Source organism: Chryseobacterium oleae, assembly GCF_900115055.1.
Lineage (GTDB): Bacteria > Bacteroidota > Bacteroidia > Flavobacteriales > Weeksellaceae > Chryseobacterium > Chryseobacterium oleae.
In genome coordinates this window covers 704,069-721,811 of the sequence record NZ_FOVD01000001.1, presented here as the reverse complement: position 1 = coordinate 721,811, position 17,743 = coordinate 704,069, and the positions used below count along the sequence as shown (strand labels likewise).

20 protein-coding genes are annotated in these 17,743 nt (G+C 39.1%); 18 read left to right on the top strand and 2 right to left on the bottom strand.

Features of this window, described 5'->3' with window-relative positions:
• Nucleotides 1-2 precede the first annotated feature (2 nt).
• From BM143_RS03205 to BM143_RS03190, 4 genes are read left to right on the top strand one after another with little or no spacing between them, the layout of a single operon-like run.
• Entirely contained in the window at nt 3-1,631 is a 1,629-nt protein-coding gene (locus BM143_RS03205; RefSeq protein ID WP_090022910.1) for a T6SS phospholipase effector Tle1-like catalytic domain-containing protein, read from the top strand.
• Between the two features lie 18 nt (nt 1,632-1,649).
• Entirely contained in the window at nt 1,650-2,348 is a 699-nt protein-coding gene (locus BM143_RS03200) for a hypothetical protein (RefSeq protein WP_090022908.1), read from the top strand.
• Complete coding sequence (locus BM143_RS03195) at nt 2,336-3,706, top strand: PAAR-like protein (RefSeq protein WP_090022906.1); 1,371 nt, start codon at nt 2,336-2,338, stop codon at nt 3,704-3,706. Before BM143_RS03200 ends, BM143_RS03195 begins: the two co-directional genes overlap by 13 nt.
• Nucleotides 3,707-3,709: 3 nt before the next feature.
• A complete protein-coding gene (locus BM143_RS03190) occupies nt 3,710-4,654 on the top strand; it encodes a hypothetical protein (RefSeq protein WP_090022904.1) in 945 nt (314 codons plus the stop codon).
• A gap of 117 nt (nt 4,655-4,771) precedes the next feature.
• Here the strand turns inward: BM143_RS03190 and BM143_RS03185 are convergent, their stop codons facing one another.
• Together BM143_RS03185 and BM143_RS03180 are read right to left on the bottom strand one after the other, a co-directional pair.
• The gene (locus BM143_RS03185; RefSeq protein ID WP_090022903.1) at nt 4,772-5,581 is read right to left on the bottom strand and encodes a DUF4249 domain-containing protein; all 810 of its coding nucleotides are present in this window, start codon (nt 5,579-5,581) and stop codon (nt 4,772-4,774) included.
• A 3-nt stretch (nt 5,582-5,584) separates the two neighbouring features.
• Complete coding sequence (locus BM143_RS03180) at nt 5,585-7,924, bottom strand: TonB-dependent receptor (protein ID WP_090022900.1); 2,340 nt, start codon at nt 7,922-7,924, stop codon at nt 5,585-5,587.
• Nucleotides 7,925-8,641: 717 nt separating this feature from the next.
• Here BM143_RS03180 and BM143_RS03165 point away from each other — a divergent pair.
• From BM143_RS03165 to BM143_RS03100, 14 genes are all read left to right on the top strand, one after another.
• Nucleotides 8,642-9,277, top strand: a complete 636-nt coding sequence (locus tag BM143_RS03165) for a LysE family translocator (protein WP_090022893.1) — start codon at nt 8,642-8,644, stop codon at nt 9,275-9,277.
• Between the two features lie 204 nt (nt 9,278-9,481).
• Nucleotides 9,482-11,020 carry a T9SS type A sorting domain-containing protein gene (locus BM143_RS03160; protein ID WP_090022891.1) on the top strand — a complete coding sequence of 513 codons (1,539 nt, stop codon included), beginning with the start codon at nt 9,482-9,484 and terminating at the stop codon, nt 11,018-11,020.
• 157 nt (nt 11,021-11,177) lie between these two features.
• Complete coding sequence (locus tag BM143_RS03155) at nt 11,178-12,050, top strand: AraC family transcriptional regulator (RefSeq protein ID WP_090022889.1); 873 nt, start codon at nt 11,178-11,180, stop codon at nt 12,048-12,050.
• An 81-nt stretch (nt 12,051-12,131) separates the two neighbouring features.
• Nucleotides 12,132-12,854, top strand: a complete 723-nt coding sequence (locus BM143_RS03150; RefSeq protein WP_090022887.1) for a siderophore-interacting protein — start codon at nt 12,132-12,134, stop codon at nt 12,852-12,854.
• An 847-nt stretch (nt 12,855-13,701) separates the two neighbouring features.
• Nucleotides 13,702-13,917 (top strand): RebB family R body protein, encoded by a 216-nt coding sequence (locus BM143_RS03145; protein ID WP_034728290.1) that lies wholly within the window; start codon nt 13,702-13,704, stop codon nt 13,915-13,917.
• A gap of 17 nt (nt 13,918-13,934) precedes the next feature.
• Nucleotides 13,935-14,417 carry a hypothetical protein gene (locus BM143_RS03140; protein WP_090022885.1) on the top strand — a complete coding sequence of 161 codons (483 nt, stop codon included), beginning with the start codon at nt 13,935-13,937 and terminating at the stop codon, nt 14,415-14,417.
• A complete protein-coding gene (locus BM143_RS03135) occupies nt 14,414-14,668 on the top strand; it encodes a hypothetical protein (RefSeq protein WP_090022883.1) in 255 nt (84 codons plus the stop codon). Before BM143_RS03140 ends, BM143_RS03135 begins: the two co-directional genes overlap by 4 nt.
• Nucleotides 14,646-15,098 (top strand): hypothetical protein, encoded by a 453-nt coding sequence (locus BM143_RS03130; RefSeq protein WP_090022881.1) that lies wholly within the window; start codon nt 14,646-14,648, stop codon nt 15,096-15,098. Before BM143_RS03135 ends, BM143_RS03130 begins: the two co-directional genes overlap by 23 nt.
• 186 nt (nt 15,099-15,284) lie before the next feature.
• A complete protein-coding gene (locus tag BM143_RS03125; protein WP_090022879.1) occupies nt 15,285-15,512 on the top strand; it encodes a RebB family R body protein in 228 nt (75 codons plus the stop codon).
• A gap of 471 nt (nt 15,513-15,983) precedes the next feature.
• Nucleotides 15,984-16,244, top strand: a complete 261-nt coding sequence (locus tag BM143_RS03120; protein ID WP_034728088.1) for a RebB family R body protein — start codon at nt 15,984-15,986, stop codon at nt 16,242-16,244.
• 77 nt (nt 16,245-16,321) lie between these two features.
• Nucleotides 16,322-16,582 (top strand): RebB family R body protein, encoded by a 261-nt coding sequence (locus BM143_RS03115; RefSeq protein WP_090022877.1) that lies wholly within the window; start codon nt 16,322-16,324, stop codon nt 16,580-16,582.
• An 80-nt stretch (nt 16,583-16,662) separates the two neighbouring features.
• On the top strand, nt 16,663-16,923 hold the full coding sequence (locus BM143_RS03110; RefSeq protein WP_034728083.1) for a RebB family R body protein: 261 nt from the start codon (nt 16,663-16,665) through the stop codon (nt 16,921-16,923).
• 80 nt (nt 16,924-17,003) lie between these two features.
• Entirely contained in the window at nt 17,004-17,264 is a 261-nt protein-coding gene (locus BM143_RS03105; protein ID WP_034728080.1) for a RebB family R body protein, read from the top strand.
• Between the two features lie 79 nt (nt 17,265-17,343).
• The gene (locus BM143_RS03100; protein ID WP_034728079.1) at nt 17,344-17,604 is read left to right on the top strand and encodes a RebB family R body protein; all 261 of its coding nucleotides are present in this window, start codon (nt 17,344-17,346) and stop codon (nt 17,602-17,604) included.
• The last annotated feature ends 139 nt before the right edge of the window (nt 17,605-17,743 follow it).

The window sequence follows — 17,743 nt, the reverse complement described above, 5'->3', positions numbered from 1 at the left end:
CCATGGGTAAAACCTTTGTTTACAATACGGGCAATCCGTTGCCAGATCCGCCGGGAACTTTAAATATTACCTGTGGAATATTCTTCGATGGAACCAGAAATAATCTGAAAAATACCGAGATACGTAAAAAGGTTCAAGGCAAAGGAGAGTTTCGTAATATTTCAGCATCGGAAGAAGAAAGAAAGATTTTTGAAAAATATGCTAAGGATGACAATAGTTTTGGTAATGATTTTACCAACGTTGCCAGAAAGTATATGTGTACAAAAAAAGATGTCTATTCATTTTACGTTGAAGGTATTGCCACTATTGATAAGGCAGATGATGAAGGAGGAGGTTTTAAATACGGGCGTGGAAAAACAGGAGTTGTAGGAAAGGTAAGAAATGGATGTAAAACCCTTGCAGTACATGTGAAAGATAAAAAAGACAAGTCTAAGGATGATATTGATAATATCATTTTAACGGTTGATATTTTTGGATTTAGCCGTGGTGCAGCGGCAGCGAGAAATTTTGCCTATAATCTACAAAAGGAAGCATATCCGCCAAAAGCTTATTATCCACCTGTACAGGGTGCATCAAGAATTGATGTAGACCATGAGACCACTGAATTTATGTCCATAGATAAATCCTGGGTGAAAGATGGCAAACTCCCTGAATTTGGCCATTTCGGTACTGCGCTTTTGCAGGCGGGATTAGCCCGTGAACTGGTAGATTCCATGAGTGTTAAAGTTCGATTTATAGGGATTTATGATACGGTAGCTTCTTATGATCCTACCTGTCTTCTTATTCCAAGTTTCGAGAAGAAAGTGGGCGAGCTTCACCTGCATCAGCTGGGTTCCCCAAGAAAGGCAGTACATTTTACAGCGGCTGACGAACACCGGAAAAACTTTTCCCTGACAAGATTTGTGGATGTAGATCTCAAAACAGGAATTGAAAGGAATTTTCCGGGAGTACACAGTGATGTGGGAGGAAGTTATAACCATGATGTCATGTCCTCAGCGGAGCTCAGTCAAAGCGGCTATCAGCCGGATCCTGTAGAAGGAGTGACGGAAAGAGAATATGTCTGGCTTGAAAAGGCTTATTTTTCAGGATCACTGGATGCTTTTAGGGATGAACTCATCGAGCAGGGCTGGTTCAAAAAAGATCAATTAGCTATTGAAGCACATTGGAAATATACACTCACCGGAACCCGCTATCTGTATAGAGGATATAGCTTTATACCACTTCATTTTATGTGTGACTATGCTTTGCCCCTTGTTAATGAAGAAGATAACTGCCTGTTCTATTCAAAAATAATGGCAGATTATGCTTTGAATGATACATTCTTAGATGAAGTGAAAGCGTATATGAAAGAGCACATCATAGAAAAGAATGAAAAATGGACACTTAAAGGAAATTTTAAAAACGAAGAAGAACCGGAAGCAGACAGCAATGTAGAGGTTCCTGTCGCTACTGCTGCAGACCGTGCAGTTCCTGCAATACAATTGGAAGAAGTAGTGGTTACAGCATATAAATCTGATTATCTTCTCAGAAAATTGAAAAATAAATACCTTCACAGATCGGCAAAAATTAATACGTTAATGGATACTCTTGCCTATTCACCCAATGATGATCGGAAGAGAAAGGAATTTTAAACCAGAAATAAATTGATATTGGAACATCCTTTAAAGAATTTCAGCAAAACGTATAGATTGGAAACGGTAGTTGTTTCTAATCCAGACACTTCTTACCGTACGGAAAAAAGTTATGTGAGAATAGCTGAGGTTTATTATTTGGGAAATGAAAAAGAGTATTTCAAATATCATGTTTTAGTGGTTGATTTCAATTTTTCGAACGATGATAATGCAATAGGGAAATTTTTAAAACAAATCAGTTATTTGTTTGATGAGCTGGAACTAACAGTTGATCAGGATGGAAACATTACTGGAATTAATAACATTGATTTTCTTCGCTTAAGGTGGATGAAATTAGCTGCCAAACTTTCGGAAAACCATGAAGGTGAAGCCATAGATCATTACTTCAGTCAGATAAGCTTTGTACTTGAAGAGGAAAGCCGGCTGATCGATTTTCTGGGTGGTTACAATATGTTTGGACTGCTTTTCAATGGCTTATTGCAGCCATTAGATACAAAAATAAAAAGACTGTCTTCTGAAGGGTTGACAGAAACTATTACTCCCGGGAAAGATGGTGATAAAATAATTCTAACAACTGTTGCTGAAGATCCGGAGCCAGCCGGGATTGACCATTTCAGAGGATTATATGTATTCAGAGAAGGCCACAATGAAGAAGGCTTCATGGAAATCATGAAAAATCATACTCATTTAAAACATTCATTACTATGGATAGGTTAGATAAAGATACAGAAACTGCCATTCCGGAGACTCAAAATCAGGTTGCAGAACAGGATAGCGATCAGGTAAAAGCTGCCAATAGCCAGAAAATGGAGGAAAAGCGTGCTGAAAATGAGGAAAAGGATAAAACGGAAGCCGGACTGAAAGTGGTTATAGATACCGCTACTTTGGAGTGTTTGCTGTGCACCATTCCCAAAGGAATCATGAAGGTCAATCTTGATACTCCCACCATACAGGAAAAGAAAACGGCAACGATAAAAGAGAGAGGACCTAAAAGTCTTGTTTTTACGGGAACCTGCAAAAAAAGTCCACAAATGGCGGCGCCTTGTGCTTCTGTTATGAATGTAAGAGACTGGCAGGATGTGGGTACATATTTGTCCCAGGATCAATTTGTACTGTTGCAGAAAAGCACCATTCCCTGCACCTACGGAGGGGTGAATATTACCATTACCGACAGTGGGCAGGTTCATCAGCCTGAGACCATTGATGCAGCGGGAGCACCAGTGCCTGAATCGAAAGAAAAAATAAACGGTAACTTCTATAACTATAACGGAACTTATGAAGGTAGCGTAAAAGGCCAGAAAAAAGGAAATGAAACAGATGTATATGCCTGCGAAGGAAAAGGAGCAGAAGAAGATATTTATAAGAGCCCTAAAAAGCTGAACATTGTCCACAGCGAGTTTCAGAAAGTATGTAACATTATTAAGCACGAAGGCTTATCAACGGAAAAAGAAGAGTATCTGTATATAGCCCATACCAATTATAACGAAGCAAAAAGAGTTGGAAAAACAATGTTTCAGTTATTAAATTCCAGCTATTCCAGTGTAGAAGCTAAAGATAAGGTTGAGATGAAGACTACGGAAAAAGACACCATATCTTTGCATTCCAGAGCAGGCGCCATTGATGCTCTTTTAAGGGATGTGGATGATGTGAAAACTGATCCTACGGATAATGCAACCCAATGGGACGGTGAAGACTTTTTGGCGTGGGGTATTGATACCGACTTAAAACCCGACAGTAAAACAAAATATGGTCATAATAAATTTGATGAATATGATTCCGTAAAAATAAGCAAGAGCTTATATGATTCCTTTGTAGCTAAGGTAACGGGAAGAAGAGGCTCAACTCTTGCATACACCTCAGTTCATGATGAGGGCTGTGATAAAGGAGTTCATACACATAAAACCGTGAAAGAAAAAAATAAAGCAGTATACGCGCTTCCAAATGCTGATTTTGCAAAAACAGACTATTGGACCACAGGTGATTTTTACTTTAAGAATGCAACGAAGCAATCTTTTGGCTTAGAAGCAACGCGTGTTGCCGGATACACGATATTTTGGAAAAAAATAAAAGTTTAATCAATGAAAAACTTAACCTATTTATTACTCATTCTACTGACCGTCCCTGTAAAAATTTTTGCACAGGCACCCAAACCATATACCATAACTTACATCGTTAATAAAACCATTGACAAGGGAGAATATGTGGATGACCGGAGAATAGATAAGAAAGATAAAATAAGTACCAACACCTTAATTTACATACTCAATACAAAAAAAGACAGTATATCTTTGTATGATTTCAATGACTCTCCGGTATCAGAAAAAAAAGTTCCCAATTTATGTACTTTAACCAGAAATCAGAATGTTCTTTCGTTAAATTATAAAAATGAAAGTTACACTACAAAACTTAATATTGCATTCAAAGATGATGATAAATCCGTGTTAATTGGGGAAAAAGATGTCTTTTACTTAAATGATTTTTATTATAAATATATCCGTAAAAGCATTGGTGACAATTTAAATATTCCCGATCTGATTGACTTTTTAGAAGACTTTTTACCAGGCTATAATCTTGATGATTTAAAATACATTTCATCCTATGAAAAATATAAACATAAAGATTTTAAAATACTAAAAGGGTATATGGAATCTTACAGAACACAGGCAAGTGACTATCTGGATCAATGGAATATAAAGTTTTTATATAATGAAGCAGGGATTCCGAAATATATCTTAAAAGAATCTAAAGAAGGAGATCAGGAAATAGAGAAAAAACTGGTTTCTTCATCTAAAGGAATTTTTAAATATACAAAGCATACCAACATTGAAAGCAGACTTATTACTGACCGTGAAATTCTGATAGACCCTAATAAAAAGACTTATGCGGAAAAAGTAACATCACTTCAGGTGGGACTGGGTAAAGAAAGCAGATATGAAACCAAGCCGATTTCCTGTAAAAGTTTCCCTTCAAAAGAATTTATTCTGACATCAGGGAGTATTTCAAAATTAAAGTCATCAAAATAAATTACGATTATAAAAAAGTTCAGGTAAGCTGCTACAGTGAATTGATGTCCTGAAAGAACGTACGAAAAAGGCTATCCCAACATCTGGAATAGCCTTTTTTATTTAAGTCATTGCAATCTATTGAATCACAAATGTCTTTTTCTGTGTCGTATGCGCTGAGAAATATCCCAAAGCACCATTGTTGATATTGCTTGGAGGATTGGAAGGCGTTACACCAGCTCCTCCGTCGTCTGTGATCTGCAGTAAAGCAGAATAATAAGTGAAGATATTATGGTCGATGGACTGCATTTCTACATAAATACTATCTCCAGGCACTACTTTGTGGTCAGTAGGATCTTTGTCATCGTCCTCATTCGGAAGGAAAAGAGGTCTCTGATTCACCATTCCGTTATTGATATTATCTGAAAATACCTCAAAGGTCTTTTTCGTCATATTATTGACCGTAAAATTGAAAAGGTAACGGTTTCCCAATGCAATCGGATCTGTAAAAACAGGTAAAAGGGTGTAGGTAGTTTCACCTCCGAAATTAAACGAATCCTGAGTCAGACCATCAAAATTCACTACTTCAGGCATCGTGCTTTGAGCCGTGTATTCTTTTCCTTCAGCCTGAATTTTCAGCGTATAGGTACGTCCTGTTACGCCTGTAAAAGTGGTGGTTTTATACTTTCCGTCACCTACGTATTGTAAGGTTTCCGTTTGTCCGGTATTATCGCTTAAAATAACTAAGGCACCGGTAACTGCCGGATATTGGTTGTTTTGTGTAAATGCCACCGACTTCGTTATTCTTACAAAATAAGGTCCGGCCTCGTTCGTGATATTACCTTCTATGACGATGTTTCCGCTCTTGTCGTCCAGGTCCAGATCAATCTCCTTTTCACAAGAAGTTACTATAAACAGGGACAATATGATAAAAATAATATTCTTCATGATCTAAAATTTGAAATTATAAGTGATGTTCGGTACCCAACGGAACAGTGAAGTCTGCATAGCGCGGGTGGTTCCCGGGTTGTTCGGATTGTCTTCAAACGTAATGGTGTAGGCGTTTTCGCGGCCGTAGAGGTTATAAATACCAAATGACCACGATCCTTTGAAACGTTTGGTAGATTCCGGCTCATACGTAGCACTCAGGTCCATTCTGTGGTACGCTGGCATACGGTCCGCATTTCTGCTGCTGTACTGGAATATAGTCTGTCCGTTCAGTTCGTATTTCGCAGTAGGGAATGTCACTGCATTTCCTGTGCTGTAAAGGAATAATCCTGATAGAGACCATTTTTTACTCAGTTCATAGGTCGCCACGATGGAAAGATCATGGGTCTTATCCATTCTTGCATTGTACCACTCATTATCGTTGATGCCGTTTATTTTTCTTTCCGTTTTAGACAGGGTGTAAGAAATCCATCCGGTCAGTCTTCCGCTTTTCTTCTTGGCGATCAGTTCCAGACCGTAAGCTCTTCCTTTACCGTACAGTAATTCACTTTCTACATCAGCTGCTGTGTCAAACGAGATTTGGGCGCCATTTTTAAAGTCGATCTGATTCTGCATGGATTTGTAATAAATCTCAGCATTCACTTCATAGTTATTGTTCTTGAAATTTCTGCTGTATCCTGCACTGATCTGATCTGCTATTTCCGGCTTTACACTGTAGCTGCTTCCGATCCACTGGTCGGTAGGATTTCCGCTGCTGCTGTTGCTCAGAAGGTGTAAATTCTGCGTGTTTCGTGAATATCCTGCCTTGATGCTGCTTACCTCATTGATACGGTAGTTGGCTGTCACTCTCGGCTCAAGATTGAAATACGTTTTTCCGAACTTTCCTTTCTCTAAAAAGCGGCTTTCCGTAATCACATCGCCTTCGTAAGTATTATAAGTATCACCCCCTAAAACACTGAACGTAGAAAGTCTTAAACCGTAATTAACCGTAAGCTTATCATTGGCTTTAAAATCATCATTGATATACACCGCATTCTCCCACGATTTTCTCGGATTTCTTGGAAAGCTGCTCACACTCGTTCCCGAAGCGCTGCTTGGCGTAATCGTGTGGTAAATAGACTGTAGTCCGAAACGTACAGAATGCTTATTTCCGGCAAACCATGTGAAATCCTGCTTAAGGTTCCAGTCCTCGATTTGTGAATCTAAACCAAAAGTATTGTCGTTACTTTTAAGACTGATTTTATAATTGTAATTGCTGTAAATAAATGAAGTATTGGAGAATAATTTACTGTTGATAATGCTGTTCCATCTCAAGGTAGCCGTTGTATTTCCCCAGTCTGTAGAAAATGTATCCCCTAAGCCCAAAACGTCTCTTCCGAAATATCCCGAAAGATAAAGACGGTTATTTTCATTGATCTGATAATTGGCTTTTAAATTTAAATCATAGAAATAAAGCTTGCTGTCTTTGAAATCCTCACTTCCTTTAAGAAAAAGGTCAGCATAAGTTCTTCTTCCTGATACAATGAATGAAGATTTTTCCTTTTGAATAGGACCTTCCACGCTCAGCCTGCTGCTGATCAGCCCGATGCCTCCATTCACATTGTAATCCTTATTGTTTCCGTCCTTCATTTTAACGTCCATCACAGAAGAAAGACGTCCTCCGTACTGGGCAGGGCTATTTCCTTTGATGATACTGGCATCTTTCAAGGCATCACTGTTGAACGTACTGAAGAAACCAAGTAAGTGCGAAGCATTATAAACAGGCGCCTCATCCAGTAAGATCAGGTTCTGATCCGTAGCACCGCCTCTTACACTGAATCCGCTGCTTCCTTCACCATTACTTTTGATACCCGGTAAAAGCTGAATAGTTTTCATTACATCCTTTTCCCCGAATAAAACAGGTAGTTTTTCTATATTCTTGATGCTTAACGTTTCAGTTCCCATCTGAGCTGTAGAAAGGTTTTTATCCTTTTTAACCCCTGAAATAATAACTTCATCAATTTTTCCTATTTTTTCGCTCCCTTTTTCCTCCTGATTAAGCGGAAGATCCAGTTTCGTGTTCTGTTCCACCTTCACAGGCAGTTCAAAATCCTTATAACCGGGATACGAAACAATCAGAGTATAACTTCCCTCAGGAAGGGATAATGAGTAAAAGCCGTATTCATTGGCAACCACTGCAATTGACGGGTCTTCACTCACCTTTACGGTTACCCCGATCAGCAGTTCCCCATTTTTGTGATCTTTCACGGTACCGCTCACGGAGTATTTTTGCTGCGCAAAGGCCAGGGAGCTGAAACAGAGGACAGCGGCCGTAGCGGCAGTTTTAAAAAACAATTTTTGCATTGAGTTTAAATTTTAATGTAGTAGAAGTCTATCAAATAGTCTATTTAATGGGGTGGATGTTACAGAAAATTAGAATAATGAAACTTTATATGTTAGATATAGGATCTCAGTTTACTGTCAAACGTAAAAAAACAACCAATATTACAGTCTTTAGAAAAAAAATGTGGTATTATACACTCTAAAGCGAAATATTTGTTCTTCAGTGCTTTGAATGGAGGCTTTTTGTGGGAAGGTTGTGATGGAAAAAGAGTGTTTTTTTGAGATCGTATGGATACGTCCCGGCTTTCCGTCTTTGGGTAGAATAAATAGGCTGCATATTGTCATCTGGTTCATAGTTTTTGGTGGTTATTCTGAAAAAAGTGGAAAAATTCCCCCTTTTGGGAATACAAAAATAGCAAAATACCTTTACCAAGGTTATAATTAATTGTTATCTTTTGGTAATAAACGGGATAGCCCGATGGTTTTGCAGAATTCAGCTTTTCGTTTTCGATACGCATAAGGTCATTGTATGGCGCAAAACTATGCTTAAAAAAGTCTGCAGATGTTCGGAATTATCGAGACGAACGTATTTTTTTATCCATTTTCAGGATTTTAAACCTTGATAGGGTTCTCCGGAGCAAATAATTATGAAATGATGTATATTTGTCAGTGAATTTTTTTAAATGCCGGGTAGCATTTTCCCGGTGACGTTCCACATCAATAAATGACCGGTAAACGATGATTCCACTTCACGACCTTCTGTTTTTTGTTCTGGCTGCTCTTATTTTAGTCATAAGCCCGGGACCTAACATGATTTATTTAATTTCAAAATCAATCACCCAGGGGAAAAAATCAGGACTGATTTCACTGGCCGGCGTAGTTTGTGGTTTTCTGTTTCACATTGTCATGGTTTCTTTTGGGCTTACAGCGGTATTGCTGGCGGTTCCGGTGGCTTACACCATTCTGAAAACACTTGGAACGGTCTATCTTTTATATCTGGCTTATCAGGCCATTAAACCCAAAAGTAAAAATATATTCGAGGTAGACAGCACCGGCAGACATGATGGTCCTAAAAAGCTATTCACCATCGGCTTCCTGACGAATGTCCTCAACCCCAAAGTAGCCATATTCTATTTGTCTTTTTTTCCACAGTTCATCAGGCCAGAATACGGTTCCGTTCTCACTCAAAGTCTGGAACTGGGAGTGGTACAGACTTTTATAAGCTTCAGTGTTAATTTTATCATTGTTCTGACCGCTGCAAAAGTAGCCGTATTTTTCGCAGGGAATCCTTTTTGGGTAAAGGTTCAGAAATGGTTTATGGCGAGTGTACTAACGTTCTTAGCAGTAAAAATGGCCTTTTCCAAAGCTAAATAAGCAGAACCGCCTTAGCCTTTTTCTCAGTCTTCCAATAGCTTTTAAACTTCTTTATAGATCTGAGCTTAAGGGGTATCTATGCATTTGTCTTAAAAATGACTGATTAGAGTCAGGTTATATCTCACAAATCTATAGATAGGATTGTGTAATTTTGCGCCGCGTTAGAAATGACGCAAATTATAAAAAAACAATAATCATTATTCAATGAAAAAAATTATATCCTTTTTAGTCTGCCTGTTTTTTCTTCAGGGGTTTGCTCAGTCACTTGCATGGTGGAATTACGATTCACTTCAGAATATGTACTCTTATTCTTTGGGGATCAACAGGGTAGATGGTAACGGTAACGTTTATCTGCTATATTCGGCCACTCCCGAAAGGTTTAGAAGCTATACATTCTATATAGAAAAATATACACCGCAAGGGACTCGTGATTCCAATTTTGGGGTCAATGGCGTTCTGAATCTTAATACACTGTTGGGATATTCGTCTTCTGAAGAGCCGCCTGTATTTTCTTTTGAGGTGACGGAAAGTAACAAAGTTTTATTGCTTATGGGAACACCCAATAATGGTAATCCAAAGCTTTTGCGACTGAATGAAGACGGTACAGTGGATCAGAATTACGGTGTTTCCGGTACTAAGCAGATCTACACAGATCCTTCAAAATACGGCAAACATTACAGGTCAGGTTTATACAAGGTAGGGAGTAAATATTTTATTTCACATAATTATTCTGATCTTCAGGACAAGCCCAAAGCAGAGATAGGATGCTTTAACGAAACTGGGGAACTGCTCACCGGAATGTTTGATCAAGGGCTTAAACAGATTGATTATGGAAGCGCTTATGCTTATACTCAGATCCAAAGCATGGTGGTTTCAGGATCTTATCTGTATGTCCAGGGAGTCGGATACATTGGCGCTACACCCAATAGCCGGATCAGCAGAATAGAAACTGCATCTGGAATTCAGGACAACTCCTATGTCTATAATCCTAATCTGAATATTTCTTTCAACAATACCTATATTTTCCCAGACGGTAAAGCTATTGTAGGAAACAGCACGTCCGTAAGTTCATCGAGGACAGATTTAAAACTGAAAAAATACCTGGCAGACGGTACGGTTGATACTTCCTTCGGAACCAATGGCGAGCTCAGCTTAGGATATCCTTGGATTTCGCTTAATTTTTCCAGAATACAGGGGCTTCCTAACGGAGATTTTATTGTGGGCATTGCTTATGTCTCTACAGCAAGTTCAGGAAACAGGCGCAACGCTTTGATTTATGTAAAAAGTAACGGAGAGATCAACAGCAGCTTTGGTGGAAATATTCCCAATAACGGAATACCGATTCCTGGCTTTTTGGGTCTTATCGGTTACTATGGATATAATACTTCTTTCACTTTAAAGCCGGACTATTTAATGGTAACAGCCAGCAGGTCATATATGGGGACAGGGCTTGCTACCTGTAGGGTCAATTTTAATTACAGTACATTATCGGCAGATGAAGTCAGTAAATCATATGCTTTCAGTTTTTATCCGAATCCTGTGAAGTCGGTGGGTACGTTAACAGTAAAGGATAACAGCGAAGCTACCATCAGTCTCTCTGATTCCAGCGGAAAGCTTGTTTTCAGAAATCAGGTCTTCAGAAATAAAACAGAAATTGATTTTTCTACGCTCACCAGTGGAGTCTACTATCTGAACATTAAACAGAAAGATAAAGAAAGCACCCAGAAGATTATAAAAGAATAATCATATTAGAATAAAGCGCTCAGATAATACACTTATCTGAGCGTTTTATTTACAGTCATCAGTGGTTCATTGTTTTTTTATGTTTCATTTAAAGGATAATGGCTTTCAACTTCGTCTGTTCTGATGAATATTTCTAATTTTACACCGTTATTTAAAGATGAAACAAAGCATTCCCACCTATGATCTCACCGGCATTACGCAGCATGGTATTCTGATCGAAAGGATTGAAAAACGCACGATGAGTACGGAAGACAATCTTTTTGATAAAGGGATTCACCGTGACAGTCATTATATCTTTACGTTTCTGGAAAGTGGGCGTGCTAAAATGATGGTCGATTTTAAAACCATTGAGGCTCATGGTTCAGCTGTTTTCTTTTTGCTTCCCGGGCAGGTTCATGAAGGCATTTTAATGGAAGATGTTAGTGGATGGTTTATTGCCGTGAAAGCAGATCTATTGTCCGATACTGTAAGATCTGTTTTTGAAGAATCATTGGTGGATGTCGAGCCGGTTTCCGTTGATGACAACTGGCTTGAAAAACTGAGTTCATGCGCCGGAATTCTGAAAAGGTCCTGTACGGAAGAAATGCTGAGCTCAAAAGAAGGGTTTCTGGTGGTAAGATCTTTAATAAATGCTTTTACAGGAATGTATGCGATGGTATTTTTAAGCGAAAACAATTGTGAAATATCCAGTGACAGCCGCGCTGTCCAACTGACCAGAAAGTTCAGGGTTCTGATCCGTAAAGAATTTAAAACCATGAAAAGTCCATCAGTTTACGCCGGGCTTTTGAATATCTCACCGGGTTATCTTTCTGAAGTCATCCGTGAAGTGACCGGGAAATCTGCCCAGCACTGGATTCATCAGGAAATTTTAATAGAAGCTAAAAGACTCTTATCGTTCACTCAGCTTACCGTTAAAGAAATTGCCTACGAGCTGGGATACAGCGATCATACCTATTTTTCACGGTTGTTTTCCAGAACGGAAGGTTTTCCGCCATCAGAATTCCGGGACAAAAATCGCAGGAAGAAGTAAACCGCGAATAGTCCAACCAATTCCCTGAAACAGCTATGGGTCTGCATTCGTTTTGCGCTTTCCTTTGCATTAAAATTATTTATGCCAAGCTTACCAAAATGGATCAATGATACTTTAGAAAATGTCATGTCCTCCAAGTTTAAAGAATGCACCGTTATCCATACAGAACCCGTTTCCAATGATCTTCGCCTTGTCCGTTTTGCTTCCGATCTGGAAGATGTTCCTTTTGAACCGGCATACGCCATAGGAATAAGAGTGAACGAAAGAGATTACCGTAATTATTCACCATTCAATTTTAATAAACATACCGGAACTTTCGATGTGATATTTCATCTTCATGATACGGATTCAGTGGGCGGCCGCTTTGCCAATAACCTTTCAGAAGGAGATACTACGAAAATTTTAATGCCCCGCGGAAAACGTTTTTTTGAAATTAATGCAGAAATTCATTTCTCCATCGGGGATGAAACCTCTCTGGGAAGCTCCATGTCCATCAAAGAAGCAGCCGAAGAAATTGGGGGTTCATTTGTATGTCTCCATGAATTGGAAGAGGCTTCAACACTGAAGGATCTGGAATTATATGGCTATCATGCTCCCAAAAATGATATACAGAATATTATGGAAGCGTTGGACGATTTTCTGAAAGAGGAAAAAGAAGCGGTTTACAATAATGAAGCGGTTTTCTATCTTACAGGAAACGGAAATACGATGTCTGTGATCCGGAAATTTCTTAAAGCAAAAGGAGTTGATGCCAAATGCATCAGATCGCAGGCCTATTGGATAGAAGGGAAGAAGGGCCTTTAAAAGCTGCTTATATTTTATCCAAAACCTACACAAAACTTAAACCGTCATTGCGAGGAGCGCATCGACGAAGCAATCTCAAAAATAGGTTGAAAATTATTCAGATTAATTGTTAGTACTTGTTCAAACCTTATAGGTTTCGAAAACCTATAAGGTTTATAAATTGACAGCTACATTCTGCTTTTAGAAAAATTAGAGATTTGTTGGATAATTGCAAGGACGAAAGTTTCAATAAACACGCTGTTGTTAGGCGCAATGATTTTATCTGCGATAAAATTGTATACCGCTTTATCATTACGGGACAAAGTAATCCCATAAAAAAAGGTAGAATAATCCTTGCTGAAAATCTTTGATTTTCTTGCGTCTTAAATATATCATCAAGTAAAAATCCTTTGCGACTTCGCGTTTAAAACATTTTTATTCCAATAAGTTTTAAAACAAAAATTCATAATCTATATTAAGATGCAAGCAGTTTATCTTTGATAAGAATGAATAATACAGTTGCCTATTTTTCATTGAATCAAAACCGTCAACATTGATCGTGACGGTTTTTTTATGCTCGTAATTTGCTTAGATCCCATTAATAAAAGGCTTTGTCCAGTTTTAAGTATTTGAAGATAAGGCTTGATTGCTTGTTTTTCACATGAAAGGGAAATACCTGAATTTCTAAAAACCAGTAAATTCCCTTAAGGTGGATATATTTTTCTTTTGGACATTTGTATCAGAAGAAAGAGAGAAACAGAAAATGAAGAGGAGGGAAGGCGTAGAACAGTAAACCGGGAGAAAGGTTCTTTAAAGATAAGAAGAATGAATGATCCTCAGAAATGTAATAACCATTAAAACCAAGTATATGTCAGATACAGTAAATAACAAGGTCACCGATGCGGTAACGCAGACCAATGTTACAGTGCTCGGCGAATCACCGGCTCAGGCAATGAGTATGTTGTACCAGATGGCGATGCATGCCAGCGGAATTTCAATACAGAACTCAGTAACCAACCAGCAGAACCTTAACCAGCTTAATCCGGCCATTGTAGCAGATGCCATTAAGATCTTAAAAGGATAATCTAAAACTTTAAAACCATGGGAACGCAAAATTCAGAAGGAGCCAAACCTACCAACGCTGCAGAAGAAGCGGTAGTTTTCATCAACAAAGAAGTATTGTCACCACCGACAGCTTCCCCAATGACAGGCGCAGGAAAAGTAATGATTGATCAGTCGACGGGGATGATGGTTCAGGATCTGCAGTCTTTTTTAAAGGGATTTGAGCAGGTAGGTCTTATCGCACTGAGCAGATTGGCTAATAATTTCCTGACCTATGGAACGCCCAGCGAAAATAAGCCACCTCCAAAGAAAAAACTCACGGAAGGAGCTGTTGAAGAGACAGGAAGTGAGACCGGTAATGAAATGATGAAGGATCTTTTTAAAATCGTGAGCGATTATGCCGAAGTGAAAACGAAAATTTCTACCGCGATCTTTGCTGTTAACAGCAATCTGAATCCTCCACCGAGTCCGGCACCTATCGAAGATCTTCCCACAGAAGATGCTGAAAAAAAAAACAATTGACATCAGCGCCTGTCAATGAAAAACCAGAAGAACAGGACAGCATGGGAAATAAAAATTTTGAAGCTGACGGCGGAGACGGAAAATTGGTGCTGAAATCTATAAAGCTGACTCAGCCACTCATAAAACCTAAGATCGAAGAAGCGGTCATTCCTGCTGAAGAGCCTGAAAAAGAAAGGCCCGGGAAGACTCTATCTATGCAAATCACAGACAAACTTAAAAAAATAGGATATGGATTATTCAAAAGATCATAATCTCAAAAAAATAGATCCGGCTGTCTACGAAGACGTTCCCATGGATGAAGAGGAAATTGCAGCTGCAGTTGAAGAAACAGTAGAAGACAGCCCTGTTGCAGAGACAGAACGTAATGCCGTAGGAATAGACATCAGCGCCATGCCATTTGTTTTGAGTCATGAAGATGAAATCATCAACTACATCAAAGATAAGGCAACCAAAGAAACCCTGAAATCTTTAGCACCACTGCTGGAAAAGCTGGAAGAAGCCGTGAAACAGCAGGAAGCATATCAATCACCTGCTACAGCCGGTCCTGTAACGATGAATTATGATGACCAGTTAAAAAAACTGCAGGAAGCTTCGGTAGTGAAAATTAAAGAGAAAGAATTAAGAATAGCCGAAAGAATGAATAAGCTGCAGGTGAGATTTGCGAATATGAGGAAGAATTAGGGAATAGGGATTAGGTAAAAGGGATTAGGGGGATTTTGAGGTTCAAAAGCAGAACTTCAGAGCAATTATATTAAATTTTTTAATCCATTTTATGGTGACTGTTAGAAGTCAGTTGCCCGATAGTAACTTCCATCCTCCCTCTTCCAGCTTACATCAACAATATACCAACCCAAAATAACAAATTATATGAACGAAATCAATACAGCAGTAATGGGAATGTCTGCCTCTGTACCCGTCGCCATTTCTATGCAGGTAAGCGCGCATTCCACAGGATTAATGCATATCAATTCAGCATTGAACCAACAACGGGACGCAATGCTTGGAATGAGCAATTACGTCATGGGGCTCAAAAAGATGAGTTCCGGAAAGGTAAGAATCAAAAGCTCAATAGCATCCGGAAAAGGCCGCTTTTAAAGCAAAAACTACGGATGCGGTGTATTTCTCTGTAAAGATAGAAAACGGTGCCCTCAGCATATATACAGTCAAGTTAGGTCAATATTTATTTCCACACCGTTTTCTGAATGCTTAACGTGCCAAACCGTCAAAGCATCCTCAATCCCCGATAGATTACGTACAGCATACAGAGGAACAGATTGGAAGGAGATATATCCCGAAAATCTCAACCGCATCCTTTCTTCAGCATCATACAAGAGGGCTGAAGCTTACATAATAATAAAAATTTAACTCCTGCAGATCGTACAGGTCATGATTTCAGCCATTGTATCGAGAATCATCCATACAGCGAAACCCAATACCAGTCTGCAACAATGCATTGAAAATCTGTTTCATCGTATCATTTGCGGGAGCTTAAAATAATCAGGAAACTAGTTTAAATCAAAATAATTTATTAACCGAGATCAGATCTCACAAAAAACAATTACAACTATGGCAACAGTAAACGAACAAATCACAGACGCAGTAACACAGTCGAACGTGAAAGTAGTGGGAGAATCTCCTGCAATGGCTTTAAGCAACGTCTATCAGGCAGCTGCACACTCTACGGGAATCATGTTTGAAAATGCAGTGAACACACAAAATCAACAGAACATTTTAGGACAGGCAGCCACTACTCAGGGTATTATGCAGATTTACAGCATGGATACCGTAGCAGATGCAGTTTCTATTGCTAAGATCCTGAAACCTTAATTTTTTCTGAAAACGTAGAAATTAAGCCTTAAATCCGGCAGATCCGGTGTTTTTAATCCAAACAAACAATACTCATTATGGCAACAGTAAACGAACAAATTACAGACGCAGTAACCCAGTCCAATGTAAAAGTAGTAGGTGAATCTCCTGCAATGGCTCTAAGTAACGTGTACCAGACAGCGGCGCACTCTACAGGAATCATGTTTGAAAATGCGGTGAATACGCAGAACCAACAGAATATTGTAACTCAGGCAGCCACTACACAGGGCATTGCTCAGATCTACAGCAAAGATACCATCGCAGATGCAATTTCTATTGCTAACATCCTGAAACCTTAAAAGTTTTCATTTCATCCTAAAATAATCACTACAAACCGGATGTTCCGGTCAATTTTTAACCCAAATAAACAGTAATCATTATGGCAACAGTTAACCAACAAATCACAGACGCAGTTACCCAATCCAACGTAAAAGTGGTAGCAGAATCCCCAGCAATGGCTTTAAGCAACGTGTATCAGACCGCAGCGCATTCTACAGGAATCATGTTTGAAAACGCAGTGAACACTCAAAATCAGCAAAATATCGTCACTCAGGCAGCTACTACACAAGGTGTTACCCAGATCTACAGCCTGGATACAGTAGCAGATGCTGTTTCTATTGCTAAAATCCTGAATCCTTAATACATTCAGAAAACAACGAACATTAATCCTTATGACCGGGTGATCCGGTTTTCTTTTAACCCAAATAAACAATAACCATTATGGCAACAGTAAACGAACAAATCACAGACGCAGTAACGCAGTCGAACGTAAAAGTAGTAGGGGAATCTCCTGCAATGGCTTTAAGCAACGTGTATCAAACAGCAGCGCATTCCACAGGAATCATGTTTGAAAATGCAGTGAACACTCAAAATCAGCAAAATATCGTCACTCAGGCAGCGACTACACAAGGTGTTACGCAGATTTACAGCCTTGATACCATAGCCGACGCTGTTTCTATTGCTAAAATCCTGAATCCTTAAGAGATTACGGCTAACGGCAAAAATCCCCCACAGCCGGATCATCCGGCTGTTTTCTAAACCCAAATAAACAATAATTATCATGGCAACAGTAAACGAACAAATCACAGACGCAGTAACGCAGTCGAACGTAAAAGTGGTAGCAGAATCTCCTGCAATGGCTTTGAGTAACGTCTATCAGTCCGCTGCACATTCTACAGGAATTATGTTTGAAAACGCAGTGAATGCGCAGAACCAACAGAATATTTTAGGTCAGGCAGCGACCACCCAAGGAGTTATTCAGATCTACAGCATGGATACAATCGCAGATGCGGTGTCCATTGCTAAAATCTTAAATCCTTAATTATTAGCGTGTTTTTTAGATTTCCAATCAGGGAGTGCATATGGTGTACTTCCTGATTTTTGTTTGGGGGATGGGATGGGTTTGAGGGTTAGAGTGTTTGAGGGTTTTAGCGTTTCGTGGTGCGGGATACGGGTTACGA